The following is a 21877-nucleotide window of genomic DNA, read 5'->3' as shown; positions in this document are numbered from 1 at the left end:
ATTTTATTCAAATAAGGCCGGTAACCAAAGACTGATCGCCGGGATAAAAGTGATAAGAAGTAAAACAATGGCCATTACAATGTAAAGTGGTAGCAAGGGCTTGATAATCTTTTGTATTGATGTCTTGGCCACACTAACCCCTATAAAAAGCACCGAACCAACCGGTGGGGTACAAAGGCCTACACATAAATTCATTACCATTATAATTCCAAAATGCACCGGATCTATACCAAGGCTTTCCATTACCGGTAAGAAGATTGGAGTAAAGATTAGAATTGCAGGGGTCATATCCATAAAGGTTCCTACAAATAATAGTAACAGGTTAATGATTAAAAGAATAACAAATTTATTATCGCTTAAACCAAGCAATACTTCACTAACCGATTGTGGAATATTTTCAAAAGACATTACCCATGACATACTCATAGACGTTGCAATAAGTAACATCACAATAGCTGTTGTTCCTACAGAACTAAGAAAAATATTATAGAGCTTTTTCATGTTCAACTGTCGGTAAATTCCGGAAAGAATTAGGGTGTACAGCACAGCTATAGCTGAAGCTTCTGTTGCTGTAAATATTCCTGATACAATTCCACCAATAACTACAATTAGTAAGAATAAACTTGGGAAAGCATCTAGAAAGGTGAACATAATCCTTTTAAAACTACTTGATTCCCCTGGTGGGTATTTTTTCTTTTTTATCCAGAATGCTGCTGTTAGCATAAGTGCCAGCCCCATTAGAATTCCGGGAATATATCCCGCAAGGAAAAGAGACGCAATTGAAACCCCACCACTGGCCAAAGAATAAACGATGAGTACGTTTGAAGGCGGAATTACGAGTCCGGTAGTAGATGCTGTAACGTTTATAGCTGCCCCAAATTCTTTTGAATAATTTTCTTTTTCCATTCTTGGCCCCAGAATCCCTCCAATAGCAGAAGTAGCCGCTACCGCAGATCCCGAAATAGCCCCAAAAAGCATCGCCGCAATTACGTTTACATAAATTAATCCGCCAGGGAGAGCCCCAATTAAGGCTTTAGCAAAATCTATAAGTTTGGTGGCAATCCCACCCTGGTTCATAATTTGCCCTGCCAGGATAAAAAACGGAATGGCCAGTAAGGAGAAACTATCTAAACCCGTGGCCATTCGTTGCGCTACCGTGGTATATGCAGCCATTGAATCTATAGAAACCAACATGGTTAGCACACAAGAGATACCTATAGACCAGGCAACGGGAACTCCAATACTTAATAGGATTATAAAAGAAATTACTAGTATTAATACTTCTAACATCATACTAAATACTGTTTAGGGTTCAATAATTCATTTATCTTATAAATAATTACAAGTACCCCACTAATAGGAATAACGGTATAAACTGCCCCAAGGGGAATATTAAGAGCCGCAGAGGTTTGCCCCAGTAAATAATTCAAATAAACCAGGTTACTGCCACCAATGACCAGTACCAAAAGGCAGAAAAGTATTATAAGTAAATTGATTCCCATTCGCAGTTTAATGCGGTTTTTAGGTTTCAATTTAGGAGCTAAAATATCTATGGAAAGGTGTTGTTGCTGGCCCGCGATATATGCTGCACCCAGTATGCCTATCCAAATAAGTAAATAACGTGCAATCTCTTCAGTAAACGAACTTGAAGACTGAAGGATATATCTGGAAAATACCTGCCAGGAAACTGCTGTTACCATCACTGCCATTAAAAACACCAGCAATGAACCTAAAATTTTATCAAGAATAAGTTTCATAGTCTTTACTTTACGGCCTGTATGGCTTCGATTATTTTTTTCATTTCCGGATCTTTAGAAAATTCCTCGTACATAGGCTGAACCATCTCCCTGAAATCTTCCTTATCAGGATAAGTCACCTTTACCCCGGCTTTTTGAATTTCTTCCAGAGCTTCTAATTCGGCTTCCCGCCATAATTTCTTTTCATATTCCGAAGATTCCATAGCCGCTTCTTTTAGCCATACTTTTTCTTCTTCAGAAAGTTTATCCCATACCATGGTACTTATAAGCAATTCATCTGGAAGTGCGGTATGTTCATCAACCATATAATATTTACATACTTCATAATGCCTGGATAAATAAAAGCTAGGCAGGTTATTTTCGGCTCCATCTACTATTCCCTGTTGCAAGGCCGTATAGAGTTCACCCCAGGCAATTGGTGTTGGAGATCCGCCAAGCATTTTCACCATATTCATCGCGGTGTTACTTTCCATAACCCGCAGTTTAAGGCCTTCGAGGTCTTCGGGGCTTTCCATTGGTTCTTTACCATAGAAACTTCTACTGCCTGCATCGTAAAAGGTTAAACCTTTCAATCGTTTTCCCAATCCGTCATTTAAAAGTTTTTCACCTAATTCGCTTTCTAAAACCTTAAAGCGATGTTCGCGATCCCGGAATAAAAAGGGCAATCCAAAAACCTTTAAACTGGGTATAAAATTTTCTAAGACTCCTGTAGAAACCTTCGTCATTCCCAAACTTCCTATTTGTAATAACTCTAGAGATTCCCGCTCTGAACCTAATTGCTGATTAGGATAAATATCTATTTCTATACTGCCGTTAGATTTTTCTTTAGCACGCTCTCCCATATAAAGCATCGCTTCGTGCACTGGGTGTGAAGTATCTAAACCGTGCCCAAGCTTGATAACGGTAACATCCCTTTTTATGGCATCACAAGCACTAAGACTGAAGATCACTAGAAGGCAGAGACTAATTTTTAAAGCACGAAAAATTTTTGAATTTCTCATGCTTTCATTTTTTGAACGATTTCAAGAGCCGACTTTACCTTGTTGGATATCTCCTTATAATCGAAAGTTCCATCGGAATTCTTCTGAAATAATTTTGATCCTATTCCTACGCAATGCACTCCGGAGTCGAACCACTCTTTTAAATTTTCTTCAGAAGGACTAACGCCGCCCGTGGGCATAATACTACTCCAGGGCATTGGACCTTTTACTGCTTTTACAAACGAAGGGCCACCAACTTGCGCACCTGGAAAGATTTTTACTACTTCTGCTCCCAGTTCCTGGGCATATGAAATTTCAGTAACGCTGCCGCAACCAGGCATCCAGGCTACTTTTCTACGGTTACATGTTTTGGCCATTTCTGCTTGTACAATGGGAGACACAATAAAATTGGCACCAAGCTGAAGGTATAAAGAAGTAGCCCCTTCATCTATTACAGAGCCTACGCCAAGAATCATCCCGTCTAATTCTTCAGAAACATATTTATTTAATTCTCCGAAAACCTCGTGCGCAAAATCGCCCCGGTTGGTGAATTCAAAAACACGGGCGCCACCCTCATAACAAGCTTTTATCACTTTTTTACAAACCTCCAGGTCCTTATGATAGAAAACCGGGACTATGCCCGTTTCCTTCATAACCTGTACTGTATCTATTCTTGTATATTTCGCCATATTTTTTCTGAATGTTATCTTTTTATTCTTCCGCCGGTATTTCCACGGGTAACTTCCATTACTTCTTCTACACTAACCAGGTTCGCATCTCCTAAAATAGTATGCTTTAGGGCACAGGCCGCATTGGCAAACTCCAGTGTTTTCTGATCGTCAAAATGTTGCAAACCATATAATATTCCTGCAGCATAAGCATCTCCGGTACCAATTCTATCTACAACATCGGTAATTTCCAGTTCCCCAGTAGTAAGGTATTCGGTTCCAGTCCAGGCCTGTCCGTAAATTTTCTGCCAAGATGCACTAAGACCCGTGCGCACCTTATCGAAAACCTTTTCGATTGAAGGATAAGTTCGCATTAGCTTTTTACTTGCGCTAATAAATCCTTCTTCGCTAAATTCAAAATCGGATTTTAGAATTTCATTGATCTCATTCACGCCACCAACAAAAATATTGGAAAGTCCGGTAAGTTCTGCCAGGACTTCGCGCCCTTCTCTTCCATACTTCCAAAGGTTGCTTCGATATGCCGGATCGGCTGATACGGTAACTCCTTGTTTTTTTGCTTCCTCAAGTCCTGCTTTTAAGGTTTCATAGGCACTTTGCGAAATGCCAGGAGTAATGCCGGTCCAATGAAAATAAGCAGCGTCTTTAAAAATGCTCGGCCAGTCTACATCTTCGGGAGAAATATTGGCAAATGCGGCATTTAAACGGTTATAGGCAATCTGGCTTGGCCGCATTGCTGCCCCAACTTCCAGGAAATATAGTCCTAATGGATGAGCTACTTTTTTAATTGCCGAAACATCTACCCCAAACTGGCGAATAAAAGCCAGGGCCGCATCTCCAACCAGATCGTTGGAAACAGTAGAAACATGGCTTACTTCCAATCCAAAATAGGAAAGGGATTCCGCAACATTAAGTTCGGTACCGCCGAAGAAAAATTCTAAACTTTCAGCTTGCTGAAGCTTTTTATTCCCAGCAGGAGATAAACGCATCAGCACTTCACCAAAAGTCACTACTTTCCCTTTATTTTCGCTTGATTCTCCCATTAAAATTCGAAATATTCTTTAGCATTGTGATAACTAATATCGGCAACTGTTTTACCAACAAGCTCAATATCATCGGGTAACTCTCCGCTGGCCATTTCCTGGCCAAACAAATTACAAACCACCCTTCTAAAATATTCGTGTCTCGGGTAAGAAAGAAAGCTTCTGGAATCTGTGAGCATTCCTATAAAACAACTTACGAGGCCCATATTCGACAGGGCATTAAGTTGCTTTATAATTCCGTCTTTTTGGTCTAAAAACCACCAGCCGGAACCAAGTTGTACCTTTCCTTTTATACTACCATCGTTGAAGTTTCCAATCATCGTAGCAAAAACTTCATTATCTGAGGGATTCAGGTTATACAAAATTGTTTTGGTTAATTTATCTTTTCCATCCAGGGCATCAAGGAATGCTGAAAGATTTTCAGCTTGCTTGTAATCACCAATAGAATCCCAACCAGTATCCGGGCCAAGCTGGCGCAGCATTCTTTTGTTGTTATTACGTAAAGCGCCTAAATGGAATTGTTGCACCCAACCAAATTCGTGGTAAGTTTCACCCAGAAACAATAAGATTGCACTTTTAAATTTTTCAGCTTCTAAATCTGAAACATCTTCTCCTTCTCGTTTTTTACTAAAAATCTGGTTTACTTCATTTTCAGTAAAATTCTCTGAGGAAATGAAATTCAATCCGTGGTCGCATAACTTGCAGCCATTTTCATCAAAATGCTCAATTCGCTTCCTAAGTGCATTTCTAAGATCTTCATAAGAATCAATTGAAATCCCAGCTACTTCACTTAGCTTATCCAGGTAATCATTATAGTTTTCAGCATCAATCATTATGGATTTATCGGGACGAAATGCCGTACTCACCTTTATTTCGAAATCACTTTCTGCTAATTGCTGGTGATATTTTAAAGTATCTACAGGATCTTCAGTAGTACAAACAGTTTCAACATTCATTTGCTTTAAAAGTCCGCGACAGGAATTTTCAGGCTGTTGCAATTGCTTGTTTACTTCCTCATAAATGCGCTCTGCTGAATCTTCATTCAGCAATTCATCAATTCCGAAGTATCGTTTCAATTCTAAATGCGTCCAGTGGTACAAAGGATTTCTTAAGGTATGTGGCACTGTTTTAGCCCAGGCCATAAATTTCTCCTTATCTGAAGCATCTCCGGTGATAAATTTTTCTTCTATCCCCAAAGTTCGCATTGCCCGCCATTTATAATGGTCTCCGGCTATCCATACCTGGGTTATATTTTCATAAACCCTATCTTCAGCAATTTCTTTTGGAGATAAATGGCAGTGATAATCTATAATTGGTTGCTTTGAAGCATATTTAGTATAAAGTTCTTCCGCATATTTATTCTCCAGGAGAAAATTGTCTTTTATAAATTTTTCTTTACTCATATTTTTTTATTTTGAGGATCTTCGGCAAAAGGGATCTTATCGACCCATCCAGCCACCATCAACTAACATAACCGATCCATTCATATAATTTCCAGCAGCAGAAGCCAGTAATAAGGTTGGCCCTTTAAAATCTTTTGGCTCACCCCAACGCCCGGCAGGGATACGTGAAAGTATAGATTCGCTACGATCTTCGTCTTCTCTTAAAGCCTGCGTATTATCTGTAGCGATATAACCGGGAGCAATAGCATTCACCTGAATTCCTTTCGAAGCCCATTCGTTAGCAAAAGCTTTAGTAAGCTGACCAATCGCTCCTTTTGAAGCCGCATAGCCAGGAACAGTAATCCCGCCCTGAAAAGTAAGCAGTGAAGCGGTAAAAATAATTTTTCCACTTTCGCGTTTTACCATTTCTTTTCCTATTTCGCGGGTAAGGATAAATTGCGCATTTTGATTAACTTCTATCACCTTATCCCAATATTCATCGGGATGTTCAGCGGCGGGTTTTCGCATAATCGTGCCCGCGTTATTTACTAAAATATCAATTTGACTATTCTCTGATTTCACCTTTTCAATAAATTCGTAAAGAGATTTTCTATCGGAAAAATCACATTGGTAACCTTTAAAACTCCTACCAATTTCTTTAATTCGTTTTTCAATTTTAGAACCTTCCGGCTCTAAAGAGGCAGAAACTCCTAAAATATCTGCACCGGCTTCGGCCAAAGCTTCGGCCATTGCAAAACCAATTCCGCGTTTACAACCAGTAACTAAAGCTGTTTTTCCTTTTAAACTAAACAATTCTTCTATCATTTTTGACTTATTTTAATTCTTCCGGGCTTACTTTATCCATATCGCCATAATCAAGATTCTCTCCTGCCATACCCCAAATAAAGGTGTAGTTAGAAGTTCCAGCTCCGGCGTGAATAGACCATTCAGGTGATATTACCGCCTGGTGATTTTTCATAAAAATATGACGAGTCTCATGCGGTTGTCCCATAAAATGACTGATCGTTTGTCCTTCTTCCAGGTTGAAGTAAAAGTACACTTCCATCCTACGGGTGTGGGTATGAGGAGGCATGGTGTTCCATACACTGCCTTCTTTAAGTTCGGTCATTCCCATTTGGAGCTGACAGGTATCCACTATACTGTTCACTAATAATTTATTTATTTTCCGCTTATTGGAAGTTTTACTATCGCCCAGTTCTACTACCTCGGCTTCGGCCAGGGTAACTTTCTTAGAGGGATATTCTTTGTGTGCCGGGGCAGAGTTTAAATAGAAATAAGGTTGCTCCCCATCGGCAGCCTCAAAGAAAACTTCTTTATTTCCTCGGCCTACGTAAAGGGCTTCCTTATGCCCCAGTTCATAAACTTCACCGTCTACGGTCACTTTTCCTTTTCCGCCCACATTGATTACCCCAAGTTCACGACGCTCTAAAAAATAATCGGCTTTAAGGTCATCTATAGTATCTAATTTTATTTTCTTGCTTACCGGAAAAGCTCCTCCAGCAATATAGCGGTCATACATCGTGTAGGTAAGATTGATCTCATCTTTTTTAAACAATTCCGGAATTAGAAAATGTTCCCGAAGTTCTTCTGTTGTATACTTTTTTACATCATCTGGGTGATGTGCAAATCTGAATTCTGAATTAGTCATAATTAAAAGTTTTTGATTACTTAAAAAATTTAACGCTGATTACAATATCAGGTTTTCCCAAATGTAAGGCATCCTGTACATACCTGAAAAAATGTAATCGATTACACAAATGTAATATTTACATAAATGAATATCAAATTCTGCACTGTTTTCTTTCCAGGTATTCCATTAGTCAAGATTAATTACAGATTCAGAAACTTCATCTCTTAGCTCTAATTGTTTATCTAAATCTGAAAAATCACTTCTACTCAAATTAATGTTTTCAGAACTTCTACCCATTATACGAACAGCAGGTTGGTGGTTATCACCAAATTTCAAATCTTTTACATCTACATTTTTACTGTTGTAAATGGTAAGGGCAGCATCTTTTGAAAGTACTTTCACATCAATTAATTTCAACCCGTCGGCATCAATTGCAGTAATACCTTCTTCAGCTTCAAAAACAGCGTTTTCCAGACTTACATTTTTCAAGCTCATTTCGGGTAAGCCCATAAAAAAGGCCGCTTTTTTAGAACCAGTTGCCCGAATATTTTTCATTGAAATATTCTTAAAAGATGGGGTTTCTTCGGTTACCGGCACCAGTTTTTCATCACGAGCTTCATCTTCAGCATTTTGATCTTCTTCTAAAACAGGGGAATTTCCTTCGTAAAACATATTAAACCGAATAGTTTCAGTAGGAATATTGATCATATCGATATCACTGATAAAAATATCCTCTACCACTCCTCCACGGCCACGGGTACTTTTAAATCGAAGCCCAACATCTGTGCCTATAAACGTACATTTAGAGACATGAACATTTCTCACACCACCAGACATTTCACTTCCAACTACAAAACCACCGTGCCCATGATAAACAATATTGTTTTTTACAATCACATTCTCAGTAGGCATTCCACGATTACGACCATCTTCATTTTTACCAGATTTAAAACAAATTGCATCATCTCCAACATCAAAAGTGTTATTGTAAATAAGGACATTTTTACAAGACTCTAAATCAAGCCCATCCCCATTTTGAGAATACCAGGGATTACGCACATTCAGGTTCCTGATAATAACATTTTCGCTCATTAGGGGATGAATATTCCAGGCCGGCGAATTTTGAAAGGTAGGGCCATCCAGTAAAATGGTTTTACTTGCACTAATACTCACCATCACAGGGCGTAAAAAATCTTTTACAGAAGCCAATTCATCCTCATCGATTAAATCGGGAACGTTGAAGTTACTACTGCTTTCATAGCCCCGTTTGGATTTCTCTGAAGGAAACCACATTTTTTCATCTTCAGAAAGCACACCTCCTGAATTCACCAGTTTACTCCACTGGCCGGAAGTCATCTTTCCCTTTTTTACAGGACGCCATGCATCGCCGTTTCCGTCTATAGTCCCTTTTCCGGTTATTGCAATATTTTCAACTTCTCTTGCTGAAATTGGGGATTGATTTCTTACAGTCTCTAAACCTTCAAAACTGGTTTCCACTAATTCGTAATCGTCAAAATCACGACTAAAAAGCAACAATGCCCCAGCTTCCAAATGAAGGTTAATATTGCTTTTGAATTCTATTGGACCGGTAAGCCATATTCCGCGAGGAATTACAACTTTCCCACCTCCATTATCGTGAACATCTGCAATGGCATCTGCAATTGCTTTGGTGTTTTTTGTAAGTCCACCGGCTTCAGCTCCAAAATCAGTGATTTCCACCGAATAATCCGGAAATTCAGGTTCTGGTACTCGAGGCATGTCAAATTCTACACCTTCATATACCTCGTCCATTGTCATTTGCTGGGCGGAAATTGTGCTTATAAAAAGCATTGCTAAAATGCTTAAACCTAATTTTTTCATTGAGTACATTTTAATACTTATTTTGAAAACCGGAACCAATCAAAATCGGCATACCCGGAATCGTTAATTTTATCTTCTTTAAGCGCGAAAATTCCAACTTTGGCACCTATCCATTTCCCTTCTACAGATTTGAAAGCTTCATCATTAATTTCTTTAAAGCTTCTGCCGTTTTCACTATAGCTGAAAGTGCATTGGGCGTCCTTATCAACTTTTACTCGTAAATGCACTGTATTATCAGTAAGCTTTGTGATTATTTCTTCCTTTTCTTCAGCACCATTCTCAGCATCCTCATTAAAGGAATACACCAGGTATAGTCCATCCTCTTTGCTTTTTACAGCGATGTAGGCATACTTCATTCCCATAACAACTAATCCCGCTTTCTCATTTTCTAAATCTTCATTCGGATTAAAAGTGAGTTTTGTGGTAGTGGTAAATTCTTCCGCCGGAAATTTCTGAAGCAACAAATTAGGAGCCTCCCAAAGGTTTTCGCTATCATCTGGAATTTGCTGGGTATATAACCTAAGCTGCTCTTTTGAGGGATTCAAAAAAGACCAGGTAGCTTTCGGATTCGCGTGCCACTGCCACTGTAAACCAAGTTCATCACCACCAAATTCATCAGAATCGGCCGGTGTTTTTATTGGATGCTCGCCTGTATCGGGCTTTTTATGAGACATAACAGGTTGGCCGGTACCATCCCCATCGGGATCTTCCCCCATAGTTGGCCAGCCATCATTCCATTCCATAGGTTGTAAATGCACGATTCGGCCGTAGGCTCCTTTATCCTGAAAATGGATAAACCAATCTTCACCACTTTCAGTATCTACCCAGGCTCCTTGATGTGGACCATTGATATCGGTTTCGCCCTGAGCTAAAGAAATGTGTTCTTCATATGGTCCATAAACATTTTCACTGCGTAAAATCAATTGCCACCCGGTTGAAACTCCCCCGGCTGGAGCAAAAATGTAATAAAGGCCATCTTTTTTATAAAATTTGGAACCTTCCACCGTAGGATGATTTTCGTGCCCATCAAAAACTATTCTTCCTTGGCCGGTAGTTTTTGTGCCCTCCTCATTCATTGGTTTTACCACCAAAATACTTTTAATACCGGCGCGGCTACCCGCATAGGCGTGAACCAGGTAGGCCTTCCCATCATCATCCCAAAGCGGCGCAGGATCTATTAGGCCTTTGCCTTCTTCAACCAAAACCGGTTCTTCCCACGGGCCCTCAGGATTTTTACTTTTCACCATATAAATTCCAAAATCGGGATCACCCCAATAGATATAAAATTCATCGTTGTGATATCGAAATGCGGGCGCCCAAACCCCGTTCCCGTGCTGCGGAGTTTTAAAATGTTCTGTCGGAACCTGGCGTTCTAAAGCGTGACCGATTAATTCCCAATTCACCAAATCTTTGGAATGCAAAACCGGTAAACCAGGAGCCACGTTGAAAGAGGAAGCCGTCATATAATAATCGTCTCCCACTCGCACCACGTCAGGATCTGAGTAATCGGCGTGAAGCACAGGGTTTTTAAAGGTACCATCACCCTGATCACTAACCCAAACCTCTGAAACCTCATCGTTTTGAGCACAAAGACTTGAAATGCCTGTAATTATAAATCCGCAGATTAATAAGCTTAATTTATATGGTTTTAATTTGATCATTGTTCTAGTTTTCCCTCACTATTTAAAGTTTCCAGCTTTTGATTTAAATCGGCTTCAAACCCTTCTTTGGAGGTAATTCCTCCGGGTTCCTGTTCCCAGGCTGCTAGAAAATAATAGGTTACCGGCGCTTCCTGTTCTTCAAAAACCACTAAGTGGTCATGCGGGCCTTCAATAATTTCTTTAACTTCCTTAGTTTTATAAAATATCGCCATACCTAATTGATCTTCTTCATTTACTAAGGTTTGTGCACCGTAAGTAGCGATATAACCCCATTCACCGTTTTCGCTCTCCTTTTGCATTAAAGCAATATTCTCAAACTTTACGATTCCGGTGGTTAAACCTGAAATAGCTTCAGAAGGAGCAAGTTCTGCTTTAGTAAATCTATCCTCTGGATAAATCGTTAATGTTGAAGTTAGATCTATAGTTTTATCGCCTGTATTCCAACCTGAATATTCAATTTTTACTTCAGAAGAATTTTCTGAATTTGAAACCTTAGCCACGGTATTTTCAACTACTCTGAAATGGGCTACTGTATCGTTCATATAACGGCCGTAGCTTCCTATGCCAAGGGATTTTCCTGCTTTAAGAATATCCATTCCCCAATCGGCTTCGTCGTGATAAGAATCAAAACCATCCTGACCAACTTTATGTAAAACCATAGTATCGGTCTTTTTTCCAAAAATATCTATCGCATTTCTCCAGTCGAGATAAAGCCTGTATCCAACCTGGGAGTTTTCCCAGCCGGGTCCTTCATACCTTATATACCACGAATGATCGGTATGTTCTTCGGGCACTTCTACATGGGAGACATTTTCAAATTCTCCGTCAATATATTCACGACCTTCCCAGTTGCCTCCCTTTTTGATTGAAATTTCGGCATAGGTTTTTTGATCGTTTTGATTGTCAGTTTCTTCTTGTTGGCTGGTTTCTTCGGCTTTGTTTTCCTTATTCTCTTTACAGGAAAATGTTAATACTACTACTGCCAGCGTAAATAGTTTAAGTCTTAGATTCATTTTACTCATTTTTTATTGTTTTTGGTTGCCAGTTATCTTCTCCTTTTAAAATATTTTCTACAGAATATCTCTCTACCTCCTCTTCGCTTAATTGCTTTGACCAGGAAACCCTTTCGTTAGAATTACCTCCCGTGCCTTTAGAATTATATTCGGCATAAAAGGCAGTTTTCTCGGCTTCGGGTTTACTCCAGTTATGCCAGCCTTCTTTTTTAATATGATCGCCCATTTCGGTATTTATGAAAACGGTTTGGGCATAATCGCGCCAGGGCCTTCCTAGATATACACCTTCTTTTGATGCATCGCCGGTAAGTTTACAATTAATGAAAACAAACCCGTATTCAGTATTTTCTTCCGTTGAAGCGGCTGTTATATAATGCCCGCCATCTTTGGAATAGATCTCGCAATCTTCAAAAACCGCAGTAGACCAGCCAAAAATGAAATCGGTGGTGCCTTCAATATAGCAGTTTTTATAGTATTGCCTGCTATCTCGTCCGTGCGGATAAAGAGTATCCTGATAGCCGAGAAAACGACAATTTTCAAAAACAACCTTATCTCCATCTACCCGAACTGCTACAGCCTGACCAACCGGACCTGCTGAATTTTCGAAAGTGATATTCTTTGCCTGAAAACCATCGCTAAAAACAAAAAAACTGGTAGATCCTGTGGTGCCCATTTCTTCACCAAACTTGTTCTTTTTTGAAGCATAGTCATCATAGGTTACAATGGTTTCTTCTGCATTTTCGGCGATAAGATGCACATTGGTTTTTGATTCAGGCAAGATCAGTTTTTCCTTATAGGTTCCCGGTTTCAAAAAAATTCTGGTTGCGTTACTTCTAAAATCGGGTACAGACATAAAAGCTTCCTGTAATTTCGTATAATCGCCGCTACCATCGGCCGCCACCACTATATCATAATCCTGCGCCGGAAGACAGGTAATTGTAAAAAACAATATTATAGATAAGCGATATAGCATCTGGCTACTGGTTTAGATTTTCATAATAAATGGAAGCCAAAATAAATGGGCCTACTCCTTTTGGATCGTCATCCCTGATAATTTCGTTGATATAATATTCGTAAGAACCATCGCGATAAGGATCGCCGCCTAACCCGGCCACGCCATTTACCTTTGTAAGGCTGATGGTCCCGTCTTCGTTCTCACGAATAAACTCTTCTAAAATACCTTCGTAAGCCTTAATTCCGGCTTGTTTATGTGCTTCGGTTAAATAGCCATTTTCTGCACCTTTGAGCAGAAAATAAGAGAACATACTTGTGGCAGAAGCTTCAAGGTAATTACCTTCACGCTCTCCCTGGTCTACCACCTGGTACCAGGCTCCGGTTTCATCCTGATATTTTAAAATTCCATCGGCTAACTTTTGAGCTACTTCCATGATATTTTCGCGCTCAGGATGATCTTCAGGCAGAAAATCTAATACATCTACAAGAGCCATACTAAACCAACCTATACTTCTTCCCCAATAATTTGAAGAAAGTCCGGTTTCAGGATCAGCCCAGCGTTGTTCCTTGCTCTCGTCCCAGGCGTGGTGGAAAAGACCGCTGTCTTCGCTGTAATGGTATTTATTTACCAGGGAAATCTGGTTGGCAACATCATCAAATAATTCCGGCTCGTCGAAATTTTTGGCATAACGGGCTAAAAACGGAGAGCCCATATACAATCCATCCAACCACATTTGAGAAGGATATATTTTTTTATGCCAAAAGCCACCCTCTTCGGTTCTTGGATGCTCACGCATCTGGTCGCGCAACATCTCGACGGCTTCTTTATATTTTTCCTCATTGGTTTCTTTGTAAAGTCCGATTAGGAAACGGCCACCCTGAACTCGATCAATATTATAATCTGACTGCTTATAAGTTTTAATCGATCCGTCTTCTTTCACCATAAAATCGGCAAAATTCTTAATATAATCCAGGTATTTCTCATCGCCGGTTTCTTTATACAAAATCTCCATGGAAGTCATAATAAGTCCGTGAGTATACTCCCATTTTGGCTTTTCATTAAAATCAAGCGTCCAGCCTTCCGGGTTTCTTTTAATTTCAGAATCTGCCATCCAGGTGGAATATTCCTTTGTTTCTGTAGAATCTTCTGTTTCTACCTGAGCGGAATCTTTATTTTCTTCTCCGCTTTTACAGGAAAATAGTATTCCGGTTAACAATAGAAGAAAAAGAGATTTTTGAAATAATTTTATTGTTTTCATTGAAAGATTTATTTAAAGGTCGTTCTATTCTGTTGAGATGCGCTTTTCCCATTTTGGGTAATCTTCTTTTAATAATTTTTCTGCATAGTTTCCAAGATAACTATAACCCATTCGGCGTTCATGTTCTATTTCATTTAGCTTATTTTTAGGTATCCCGTCACGGCCAACAAAAATTGGTCGTCCAGTGCCAATTTCATTAAAACGTGCCCATAGCGGGCCAGCTTTAGAATTTTCAACAACTACCCTATCTTTACCCCCTGGTAAATCTGGAGCATCTTTTATAATTACTTTTTTACCTGTAATTTTATGTTTTTCAAACCAGGAAATAGCACTTCTTATAGATTCTTTCACTTCTTCTGAAGGATTTTCAATTTGCATAAGGTATCTAATAATTCCTACGCTTTCTGCTCCGCTTAAGGACGGTAACTCATAAGCCCTGGCTTTTGCAGGACTCAGATCTTTATGATGGTGTTGAGCACACCAAAGGGTTGGTTGTCCGTCTATGCGCACCTGCGTTTTAAGAATTACATCCAGACCTTTTTGAATGGCTTTTTCTGATTCTTTTTTTATATCCTCCCCTACGAACCTATAATTTTCATCTTCTGAAGCAACATTTCTCAGTAAATTCATTACTCCAATCATAGCATTATCATTAAAGGTAATATGCTCATAATAACCTTCTCGAATTGGATAATACTGAGGCCAACCACCATTTTCATATTGTGCTTTCAAAAGATAATTTATGCCTTTTAAAAATCCATTTTTATATTTTTCAATTTGAGTCTCAAAATAGACTTTAGCAAGATATCTTAGCTGAGTGTGCGTAGTTCCATTATCTATGGTAGGACCTATTGTTTTCGTTTTTTTTTCTTTTAATTCATGTTTTTCGTTTGGAGTAATCTCTTTGGTTAAATCAGTATTTTTTAACCATCCACCATTAACATTTTGATGAAGTATTACATTATCTGCAATACGAATCGCTTGTTCACTTCCATACCAATTCCTATTTTGATGTTGAATTTCTTTCCAAGTAAGGTTTTGAAAATCCTGACTATAAAGTAGCCCTGAAAAAAGAAAGATTAAAAACACTGTCACCCAATTTTGCAACATCATAAATAGTTTAGAAGAGGTGAAAAAGCCCCAAATAGCTTTGGGGCCATAAATTTGGCTAATTAACTAAGATCAAAATAAAATGGCAGGGTTTAAAACTTTAACAAACCACGCTAAACCCTGCCAGTAAAATTCTATTGATACCCTTCGTTCTGGGTAAATTCATCCTTGTTTACCACCGCATCAATTTGAGATTGCGGTATAGGTCTTAGCATATGAAAATCCTGGATATTATCTGCAGCTTCAGGGTTATACTCTCTTACTCTTTCTACCAAAGTACCAGTTCTTTTTAAATCAAACCAGCGCAATTGTTCTCCAGCTAATTCCCTTGCTCTTTCATCTAAAATGAAGTCTAATGAAAGATCTTCTTCAGAAATCATCATTTCCTCTTCATTACCGGGATAAGCTGCTCGCTCACGAATAACATTTATATATTCTTCTGCTGTAGAAAGATCGTTTTGCATAAACGCAGACTCGGCTGCAATTAGATACATTTCAGCTAATCTTATTACAAAAGCATCTCTTGAACTTTGCATCTCTGCAATGGATGGACGGGTTGGATCAAGAAATTTGTTTAACGCAATATATTGACGGTTGTTATTATACGTACCATCCTCATTATACATGCTTTCCATATCGTAAACTAGATATGGCCTGGATAATTCTTCCTGTGGAGAAAGCACTTCCTTTGTTGCCCATATTGCAGTATCGCCTAATTCTAAGGTATATTCTCGTTCCTGACCATCTACGGTTTTTGTATAGGTTCCAGGATTATTAGAGAACCAGGTTGTTTCAAATGAACCTTCAAATCTAGAATCTACATCCTCATTGAATAACTCAAGTAAAAAACGGGTAGGCATATATCTTGCGAAAGGTCGACCATTTTCAAGATCTCTAACCATTCCTACCACTCCATTTCTATCGTAGGTACTCAAAAACATTAAGTGCCCGTTATGGGCTCCCCGGGGGTGACCATTAGGATAAAGAATACTATTTTGCTGATCATTCAGGTTAAGATCACGATGATAATCTACTGAATATATAACTTCTGAATTTTGAATGTTTTCCATATCCCAAAGATCATCGTAGCTCTCTACCAGCTCGTAATTATAATCCTGGATAACATTCTCTGCTAACTCCTGAGCTTCTTCATATTCCTCAATTCCTAAATGAACCCTTGCTTTAAATGCTTCTGCACCACCTTTTCCAATACGTCCATCCTGACTTGGATATTGAGGTAAATTAGCAATTGCAAATTCAAGATCACTTTTTATAAGGTTATAAAATTCACTTTCAGGAGTTCTATTAGCTTCTGTTTGAGCGGTTGCTGTGCGCTCTGTGGATAGATGTACGCCACCCCAGGTTTCAACTATATGCCAATAAAAGAAAGCTCTTAAGAACCGAAGTTCTGCTTCTCTTTCAACTTTTAATTCTTCAGAAAGACCCGAGTCACCAACAAATTCAATTCCAGCATTAGTTAAATTTACTCCTTCATACATCCTGGCCCATAAAACATCTACGGAAGCTTGATCGGGCTGAAGGTTTTCATAATGTAGTAAGGCTACATTCGCGCCGCCATCTACGCCCTGGATCCATAAATCGGTACCCATTTCGCCCAGATTAAAACCATCTTCTTTACCATACCACCAACGTGTATATGCATAAGCGGCATTTACCAATGATTCAAAACCATCGGGCTGGGTATAAACCCCTTCAGCAGTAACCCCACTGGGATTAAACTCTTCAAGTTCCTTTTCGCAAGATGTACCACCTAATAGCACTAAAGCAATAAAGAATAATTTGAAATTTATATTTTTCATAATTGATATTTTAAAATTTGTTAAGCTTACAGTTCTAAATTAATACCTCCCACTAATAATCTTGGAATTGGATTACTCATCGCTCCACCACGCTCAGGGTCGTAATTATCTACTTCACTTTTAACCCAAAGGTTTCTTCCAGTAGCATACACTCTTAGCTTAGAAATACCTACTCTATCTAAAAATGATTTAGGAATAGTATAACCCAGAGTAACATTTCTTAGTTTTAGAAAAGATGCATCTTCATACAAAATAGAACTGTAGTACTGGGTGCTTCCCTGAGTTCTTCCTGCATTTGGTCTTGGGTAAGCATTGGTAGGATTTTCCGGAGTCCAGTAATCATGGCGATGACTGTTTTCATTCCCGGAAGGATCATAAATATCATAGAATTCATATTCCATCATTTGACCAACCCTTGCAAAAACCTGGATATTTAAATCGAAGTTTCCTACTGTTAAATCACTTGTAAGGTTACCACTCCAATCTGGTCTTGGTGAACCTAGTACAATACGATCATTATTAGAATCTATTTCTCCATCATTGTTTTGATCTACTACTCGAATTTCTCCTGGCTCCTGCCCATACGATTCTGCTTCGGCCTCCTGGCCTAATTGCCAGATTCCATCCTTTTCATAATCATAAAATGCTTGTGTAGGCTCTCCTATAAACCACCCATTGGCAATATCATTAGAACCGGTAGCCAATTCTACAATTTCCTCTTTATTTCTAAACCAGTTAAGGCCAACATTCCATTCTACAATACCTTGTTGAACAGGAGTTGTATTCAGGCTAATTTCAATCCCACGGTTACGGGTAGCTCCAATATTCTCAGTTATACTTCTAACTCCTGAGGTAGGCGGAAGAAATCTATCCATCAACAAATCATCAGTTCTGGTATCATACACATCAATAGTACCGGTAATTCGGTTTCGTAACAATCCAAAATCTACCCCAATATTATAAGTTTTTGATATCTCCCATCCTAAATTTGTGTTACCAATTCGACTTCCGAAAGTATATCCAATTGCCGGCTCCTCATTAAACCCAAAAGGGATACGATTTAATAAACTTTGCGTAGAATATGCCTGAACCGCAGCATTTCCTGCCACCCCGTAACTTGCTCTAATTTTCAAATCGGTAAAAGTTTCAGTATCGGCCATAAAATCTTCCTCTATTAATCTCCATGCACCTGAAATAGATGGGAAAAATGCCCATTTATTTCCATCACTCAGCTGAGAGGCTCCATCACCACGACCTGTAGCCATAAAAATGTATTTATCTTTATAACTATAATGAACCCGTCCTGTAAAGGAAAGAAGACTGGTTTCTTCGTAATTACTTTGAATAGCAAGCTGTTCGCTGGCATTTCCTAAAGAATGAAACAATTGATAATCTAACAACTGATTTCTCCCTCTGGCTGACTGCGCTTCATTTTGACCACTTAAGTAAGATTGAATACCTGTAAGAGTTAAGGAGTGATCGCCGCCTCCAAATTCAGTATCATAATTTATGATATTCTCCCAGTTAATTCCTACATCATTACCTGTTTGATATACCGCTTCTGAAGCCTGACCTGCTCGATCTACTGTTTCTGAAGCCCGATAGATACCGGTTCTACTATTTTGAAGCGTTACCCCAAGATTAGTCCTAAAGTTTAAGTCTTCCAAAATATCATAATCAAAATAAGCTGAAGTAAATACTCGTGTAGTACGGTTATTATTTTCATAATGCCCCGGCTCTTCATCAATTAACGGGTTTACATCCTTCCAATTATTTGGCTGAAATTCTACATTTCCCTCATCATCGTAAGGGGTTAATAATGGATTAATTTTATTAGCAATATTCATAGGATCCCTATGAAAATTCTGATCGTAATAGGTAACCTGATTCTGGGTTCCTATGGTAATTTTATCATTAATATCATGATCAATATTAGCCCTTAAACTGTAGCGGTTTAATTCATCCATTCTCTGATTTCCCTGCTCGTTGAAATAATTTAAAGAAACATAGAATCTTGAATTCTCGGTAGCCGTGGAAACACCGGCCTGGTAATCCTGCTGTGCTCCCTTGCTAAGAAATAAATCTGGCCAAACTGTACCGCCATTATTATTTACAGCGTCCAATTCCCAATCATTAAAAATGCTGGGATCATCTTCTGGACTATTCCAATCTCCGGTAGCTCTTCTCGCTTCCCGTCTTAAATTAGCGTACTCCATTGGAGTTTGAACTTCTGGATAATTAGTAACTTCAGATACCCCGGCATAAGCATTGAATGTTACACGCGTTTCACCTTGTCTTCCTTGCTTAGTAGTAATAATTATAACTCCGTTAGCACCCCTGGAACCGTAAATTGCAGTAGATGCAGCATCTTTTAAAACTTCCATAGATTCAATATCATTAGGATTTAAATCCTGAATGTTGCTATATTGAATTCCATCTACAATAAATAGAGGTGAGTTACTTGCAGTTAAAGACCGGTTACCCCTTACCGCAATATTAATCCCGGCACCAGCTTGACCACTTGACCGAGTAATGTCTACCCCTGGGAGTTTACCCTGCAACGACTCCATAACGTTGGTAGAGGGTACCTGGGTTAATTCCTGTTGATCAACCGAAACAATAGACCCAGTTACATTACTTTTTTTCATTGTACCATACCCAATTACTACTACTTCATCCAGGCCACCCATATCTGGAGAAAGTGTAATATCAATTTCGGTTTGGCCTCCAACTTCAATTTCCTGGGTTTCGTAGCCCATAAAACTTACTTGCAAAACTGCATTCGCATTAGATAACTCTAAACTATAGTTACCATCAAAATCTGTAGCTGTACCATTATTAGTGCCCTTTTCAACCACACTCACACCAGGCAAGGGGGTTTGTGATTCACCATCTGTTACAACACCCGTTATTGTTATACCTTCTTGAGCAATTAATGACCCCAAGGGAAACAATAGTAACAACATCAAAACCGCTTGTTTACACAATGAGTTTCTTTTTAACCAGTACTTCATACTTTAAAAATTTAGTTAAGTTAGTTTCAATCGTTTTCGTAAAATTCTCATCCTGAGGATTAAAAAGGCTCAGAAAATGACAAATAAATTGTAATCGATTACACAAACGTAAACATTTAATTAACATTTCCAAAATTTTTAGCCTAAAAAATTATATTTATAGGCTTACAAAGTATTAATTCACAGATTTTAGCAAAATTATTCATACTTTATTGCAATAATCGCAGGATTAAGGAAGGAATACACTGCTAATGCAATCGATTTCTCAATAATTAAATATTTCTAAATATTTAATTACAAGCTATTTAACCTAAGTTGACATTTTCTTACGACTATATAAACAAGCATTACATAATTTTCAATTCCCGGATTGCATTCCTGTCATAAGTTTTTTCTGAAACTCTTTTATAATGAAAGATTCAGTAATACACTATTCTTCACCCGGTTATCACTATTACCTATATTTACACACCCCACATCATCAATGTTTATTATATTTGAACACACCTTAACTTCAAAGTTTTTCCAAAGAAGCTTCTATGTCTAAACAATTAAAAAAAGATATTGGTCAATTGCGTAAGCTGGATTTTGACCTGGCAAATTATTTTTCAAATACTATTATTCCCCAATTATTCGTAGATGCCGATATGGTATTGAGGATTTTTACCCCGCCTGCAATGGCACAGTTTTCTCTGTCTTATGATGATATTGGTAAAAAAATTGAGCACGTAGAAGATAATATTCGGTATCCAACTTTCGTGAATAATATTCAGGAGGTGATGAATACCAGTGAGATCTTTGAAAAAGAAATTCAGACTACCGATGGAAACTGGTTTCAGATGAATATTATTCCATACGTAGATCACGAGCAAAACAAGGTGAACGGGGTGATTATAACTTTTGTAAATATTACGGTACGTTTAAATTCCATTAAGGAACTGGAGAAAATTAATGCCAAACACAATGTGCTAATGTTTGCATTATCTCACGATATGAAGCAACCAATATCTACCATAAAGCTACTTTCTAGCGGACTTTTGGAAACTTATAAAAGACAGGATTCAGAAAAGTTTCATTCTATGATTGAAAGATTGCAAACTGTGTCTAATGGACTCAATACTATGTTAAATGAATTTACTTCTGAAGGAGAGGCTAATCTTCAGAATAAAGTAGAATTGAAACCACAGAATATTGTAAAATCCTGCGGAAATATTCTGAATGCACTCCGGGAGGAAATTGTAAGTGAAAATATTCAGGTATTAAAAGATTTTAAAATCTCTGAAGTAATATTCCCCAGAAACACTTTAAGAAGTATAATCTACAATCTTATTCATAATGCTATTAAATATCGCAATAATGATCAACAACTTGTAATTAAGCTTAAAACTTATACCATTAGAGATTTTGTAATCTTCAGTGTAGAAGATAACGGGGTGGGTATTGCTGAAGAACACCAGGAGGTGGTTTTTGAAAAATATGCTAGAATTAATAGCAAAATTGAAGGAACCGGTATGGGGTTATATGTTATTAAAAAAATGATTGAATCCCACGGTGGGAAAATAGAGTTGGAAAGCACTTTAGGGCAAGGCTCTAAATTCAAAGTTTTCTTTAAAAAAGAAATTGAAGAAACAGATTAAGAGGAAAGGAAAGTACAGCGAAGTATTAATCCATATTTCATCTTATCATC

17 protein-coding genes are annotated in these 21877 nt (G+C 38.3%); 1 reads left to right on the top strand and 16 read right to left on the bottom strand.

From position 1 onward, the window contains the following. Positions 1-3 precede the first annotated feature (3 nt). The 16 genes from B5X53_RS08885 to B5X53_RS08810 all read right to left on the bottom strand — a co-directional run bounded on the left by B5X53_RS08885 (position 4) and on the right by B5X53_RS08810 (position 20190). Entirely contained in the window at positions 4-1293 is a 1290-nt protein-coding gene (locus B5X53_RS08885; RefSeq protein ID WP_079712893.1) for a TRAP transporter large permease, read from the bottom strand. Then, complete coding sequence (locus B5X53_RS08880) at positions 1290-1757, bottom strand: TRAP transporter small permease (RefSeq protein ID WP_079712892.1); 468 nt, start codon at positions 1755-1757, stop codon at positions 1290-1292. The genes B5X53_RS08885 and B5X53_RS08880 overlap by 4 nt, the downstream gene beginning before the upstream one ends. 5 nt (positions 1758-1762) lie before the next feature. After that, positions 1763-2758, bottom strand: coding sequence for a TRAP transporter substrate-binding protein (locus B5X53_RS08875; protein ID WP_079712891.1), 996 nt, complete (start codon positions 2756-2758; stop codon positions 1763-1765). Then, on the bottom strand, positions 2755-3426 hold the full coding sequence (locus B5X53_RS08870) for a bifunctional 4-hydroxy-2-oxoglutarate aldolase/2-dehydro-3-deoxy-phosphogluconate aldolase (protein WP_079712890.1): 672 nt from the start codon (positions 3424-3426) through the stop codon (positions 2755-2757). The genes B5X53_RS08875 and B5X53_RS08870 overlap by 4 nt, the downstream gene beginning before the upstream one ends. A 14-nt stretch (positions 3427-3440) precedes the next feature. Further along, a complete protein-coding gene (locus tag B5X53_RS08865; protein ID WP_079712889.1) occupies positions 3441-4466 on the bottom strand; it encodes a sugar kinase in 1026 nt (341 codons plus the stop codon). Then, the gene (gene uxaC / locus B5X53_RS08860) at positions 4466-5869 is read right to left on the bottom strand and encodes a glucuronate isomerase (RefSeq protein ID WP_079712888.1); all 1404 of its coding nucleotides are present in this window, start codon (positions 5867-5869) and stop codon (positions 4466-4468) included. The genes B5X53_RS08865 and uxaC overlap by 1 nt, the downstream gene beginning before the upstream one ends. Positions 5870-5905: 36 nt before the next feature. Continuing rightward, positions 5906-6670, bottom strand: a complete 765-nt coding sequence (locus B5X53_RS08855) for an SDR family NAD(P)-dependent oxidoreductase (RefSeq protein ID WP_394341619.1) — start codon at positions 6668-6670, stop codon at positions 5906-5908. A gap of 10 nt (positions 6671-6680) precedes the next feature. Continuing rightward, the gene (kduI, locus tag B5X53_RS08850; protein WP_079712886.1) at positions 6681-7517 is read right to left on the bottom strand and encodes a 5-dehydro-4-deoxy-D-glucuronate isomerase; all 837 of its coding nucleotides are present in this window, start codon (positions 7515-7517) and stop codon (positions 6681-6683) included. A 168-nt stretch (positions 7518-7685) separates the two neighbouring features. Then, positions 7686-9359, bottom strand: a complete 1674-nt coding sequence (locus tag B5X53_RS08845) for a glycoside hydrolase family 28 protein (RefSeq protein WP_198550775.1) — start codon at positions 9357-9359, stop codon at positions 7686-7688. A gap of 17 nt (positions 9360-9376) precedes the next feature. Beyond that, positions 9377-11020 (bottom strand): glycoside hydrolase family 43 protein, encoded by a 1644-nt coding sequence (locus B5X53_RS08840; protein WP_079712884.1) that lies wholly within the window; start codon positions 11018-11020, stop codon positions 9377-9379. Next, positions 11017-12042, bottom strand: a complete 1026-nt coding sequence (locus B5X53_RS08835) for a DUF4861 family protein (protein WP_079712883.1) — start codon at positions 12040-12042, stop codon at positions 11017-11019. Before B5X53_RS08835 ends, B5X53_RS08840 begins: the two co-directional genes overlap by 4 nt. Continuing rightward, the gene (locus tag B5X53_RS08830) at positions 12035-13006 is read right to left on the bottom strand and encodes a pectinesterase family protein (RefSeq protein ID WP_079712882.1); all 972 of its coding nucleotides are present in this window, start codon (positions 13004-13006) and stop codon (positions 12035-12037) included. Before B5X53_RS08830 ends, B5X53_RS08835 begins: the two co-directional genes overlap by 8 nt. A 4-nt stretch (positions 13007-13010) precedes the next feature. Next, positions 13011-14246 carry a glycoside hydrolase family 88/105 protein gene (locus tag B5X53_RS08825; protein ID WP_079712881.1) on the bottom strand — a complete coding sequence of 412 codons (1236 nt, stop codon included), beginning with the start codon at positions 14244-14246 and terminating at the stop codon, positions 13011-13013. Between the two features lie 24 nt (positions 14247-14270). Then, a complete protein-coding gene (gene pelA / locus B5X53_RS08820) occupies positions 14271-15335 on the bottom strand; it encodes a pectate lyase (RefSeq protein WP_232764158.1) in 1065 nt (354 codons plus the stop codon). 155 nt (positions 15336-15490) lie between these two features. Continuing rightward, positions 15491-17176: a RagB/SusD family nutrient uptake outer membrane protein gene (locus tag B5X53_RS08815; RefSeq protein ID WP_079712879.1), complete on the bottom strand. Its 1686-nt coding sequence runs from the start codon at positions 17174-17176 to the stop codon at positions 15491-15493. Positions 17177-17202: 26 nt separating this feature from the next. Then, the gene (locus B5X53_RS08810; protein ID WP_101023133.1) at positions 17203-20190 is read right to left on the bottom strand and encodes a SusC/RagA family TonB-linked outer membrane protein; all 2988 of its coding nucleotides are present in this window, start codon (positions 20188-20190) and stop codon (positions 17203-17205) included. A gap of 539 nt (positions 20191-20729) precedes the next feature. Between B5X53_RS08810 and B5X53_RS08805 the strand changes: the two genes are divergently transcribed. Further along, a complete protein-coding gene (locus tag B5X53_RS08805; protein ID WP_079712877.1) occupies positions 20730-21827 on the top strand; it encodes a sensor histidine kinase in 1098 nt (365 codons plus the stop codon). Positions 21828-21877 lie beyond the last annotated feature (50 nt).

This window comes from Salegentibacter salinarum (assembly GCF_900168115.1).
In the GTDB taxonomy this organism is placed as follows: domain Bacteria; phylum Bacteroidota; class Bacteroidia; order Flavobacteriales; family Flavobacteriaceae; genus Salegentibacter; species Salegentibacter salinarum.
Note: the sequence above shows the minus strand (reverse complement) of the source record. Positions and strands in the feature narration are given on the sequence as shown.

Bases quoted from the DNA above. Each gene is read 5' to 3' on its own strand.
- B5X53_RS08885 (WP_079712893.1), bottom strand. From the start codon at position 1,293: ATGATGTTAGAAGTATTAATACTAGTAATTTCTTTTATAATCCTATTA.
- B5X53_RS08880 (WP_079712892.1), bottom strand. From the start codon at position 1,757: ATGAAACTTATTCTTGATAAAATTTTAGGTTCATTGCTGGTGTTTTTA.
- B5X53_RS08875 (WP_079712891.1), bottom strand. From the start codon at position 2,758: ATGAGAAATTCAAAAATTTTTCGTGCTTTAAAAATTAGTCTCTGCCTT.
- B5X53_RS08870 (WP_079712890.1), bottom strand. From the start codon at position 3,426: ATGGCGAAATATACAAGAATAGATACAGTACAGGTTATGAAGGAAACG.
- B5X53_RS08865 (WP_079712889.1), bottom strand. From the start codon at position 4,466: ATGGGAGAATCAAGCGAAAATAAAGGGAAAGTAGTGACTTTTGGTGAA.
- uxaC (WP_079712888.1), bottom strand. From the start codon at position 5,869: ATGAGTAAAGAAAAATTTATAAAAGACAATTTTCTCCTGGAGAATAAA.
- kduI (WP_079712886.1), bottom strand. From the start codon at position 7,517: ATGACTAATTCAGAATTCAGATTTGCACATCACCCAGATGATGTAAAA.
- B5X53_RS08845 (WP_198550775.1), bottom strand. From the start codon at position 9,359: ATGAAAAAATTAGGTTTAAGCATTTTAGCAATGCTTTTTATAAGCACA.
- B5X53_RS08840 (WP_079712884.1), bottom strand. From the start codon at position 11,020: ATGATCAAATTAAAACCATATAAATTAAGCTTATTAATCTGCGGATTT.
- B5X53_RS08835 (WP_079712883.1), bottom strand. From the start codon at position 12,042: ATGAGTAAAATGAATCTAAGACTTAAACTATTTACGCTGGCAGTAGTA.
- B5X53_RS08830 (WP_079712882.1), bottom strand. From the start codon at position 13,006: ATGCTATATCGCTTATCTATAATATTGTTTTTTACAATTACCTGTCTT.
- B5X53_RS08825 (WP_079712881.1), bottom strand. From the start codon at position 14,246: ATGAAAACAATAAAATTATTTCAAAAATCTCTTTTTCTTCTATTGTTA.
- B5X53_RS08815 (WP_079712879.1), bottom strand. From the start codon at position 17,176: ATGAAAAATATAAATTTCAAATTATTCTTTATTGCTTTAGTGCTATTA.
- B5X53_RS08810 (WP_101023133.1), bottom strand. From the start codon at position 20,190: ATGAAGTACTGGTTAAAAAGAAACTCATTGTGTAAACAAGCGGTTTTG.
- B5X53_RS08805 (WP_079712877.1), top strand. From the start codon at position 20,730: ATGTCTAAACAATTAAAAAAAGATATTGGTCAATTGCGTAAGCTGGAT.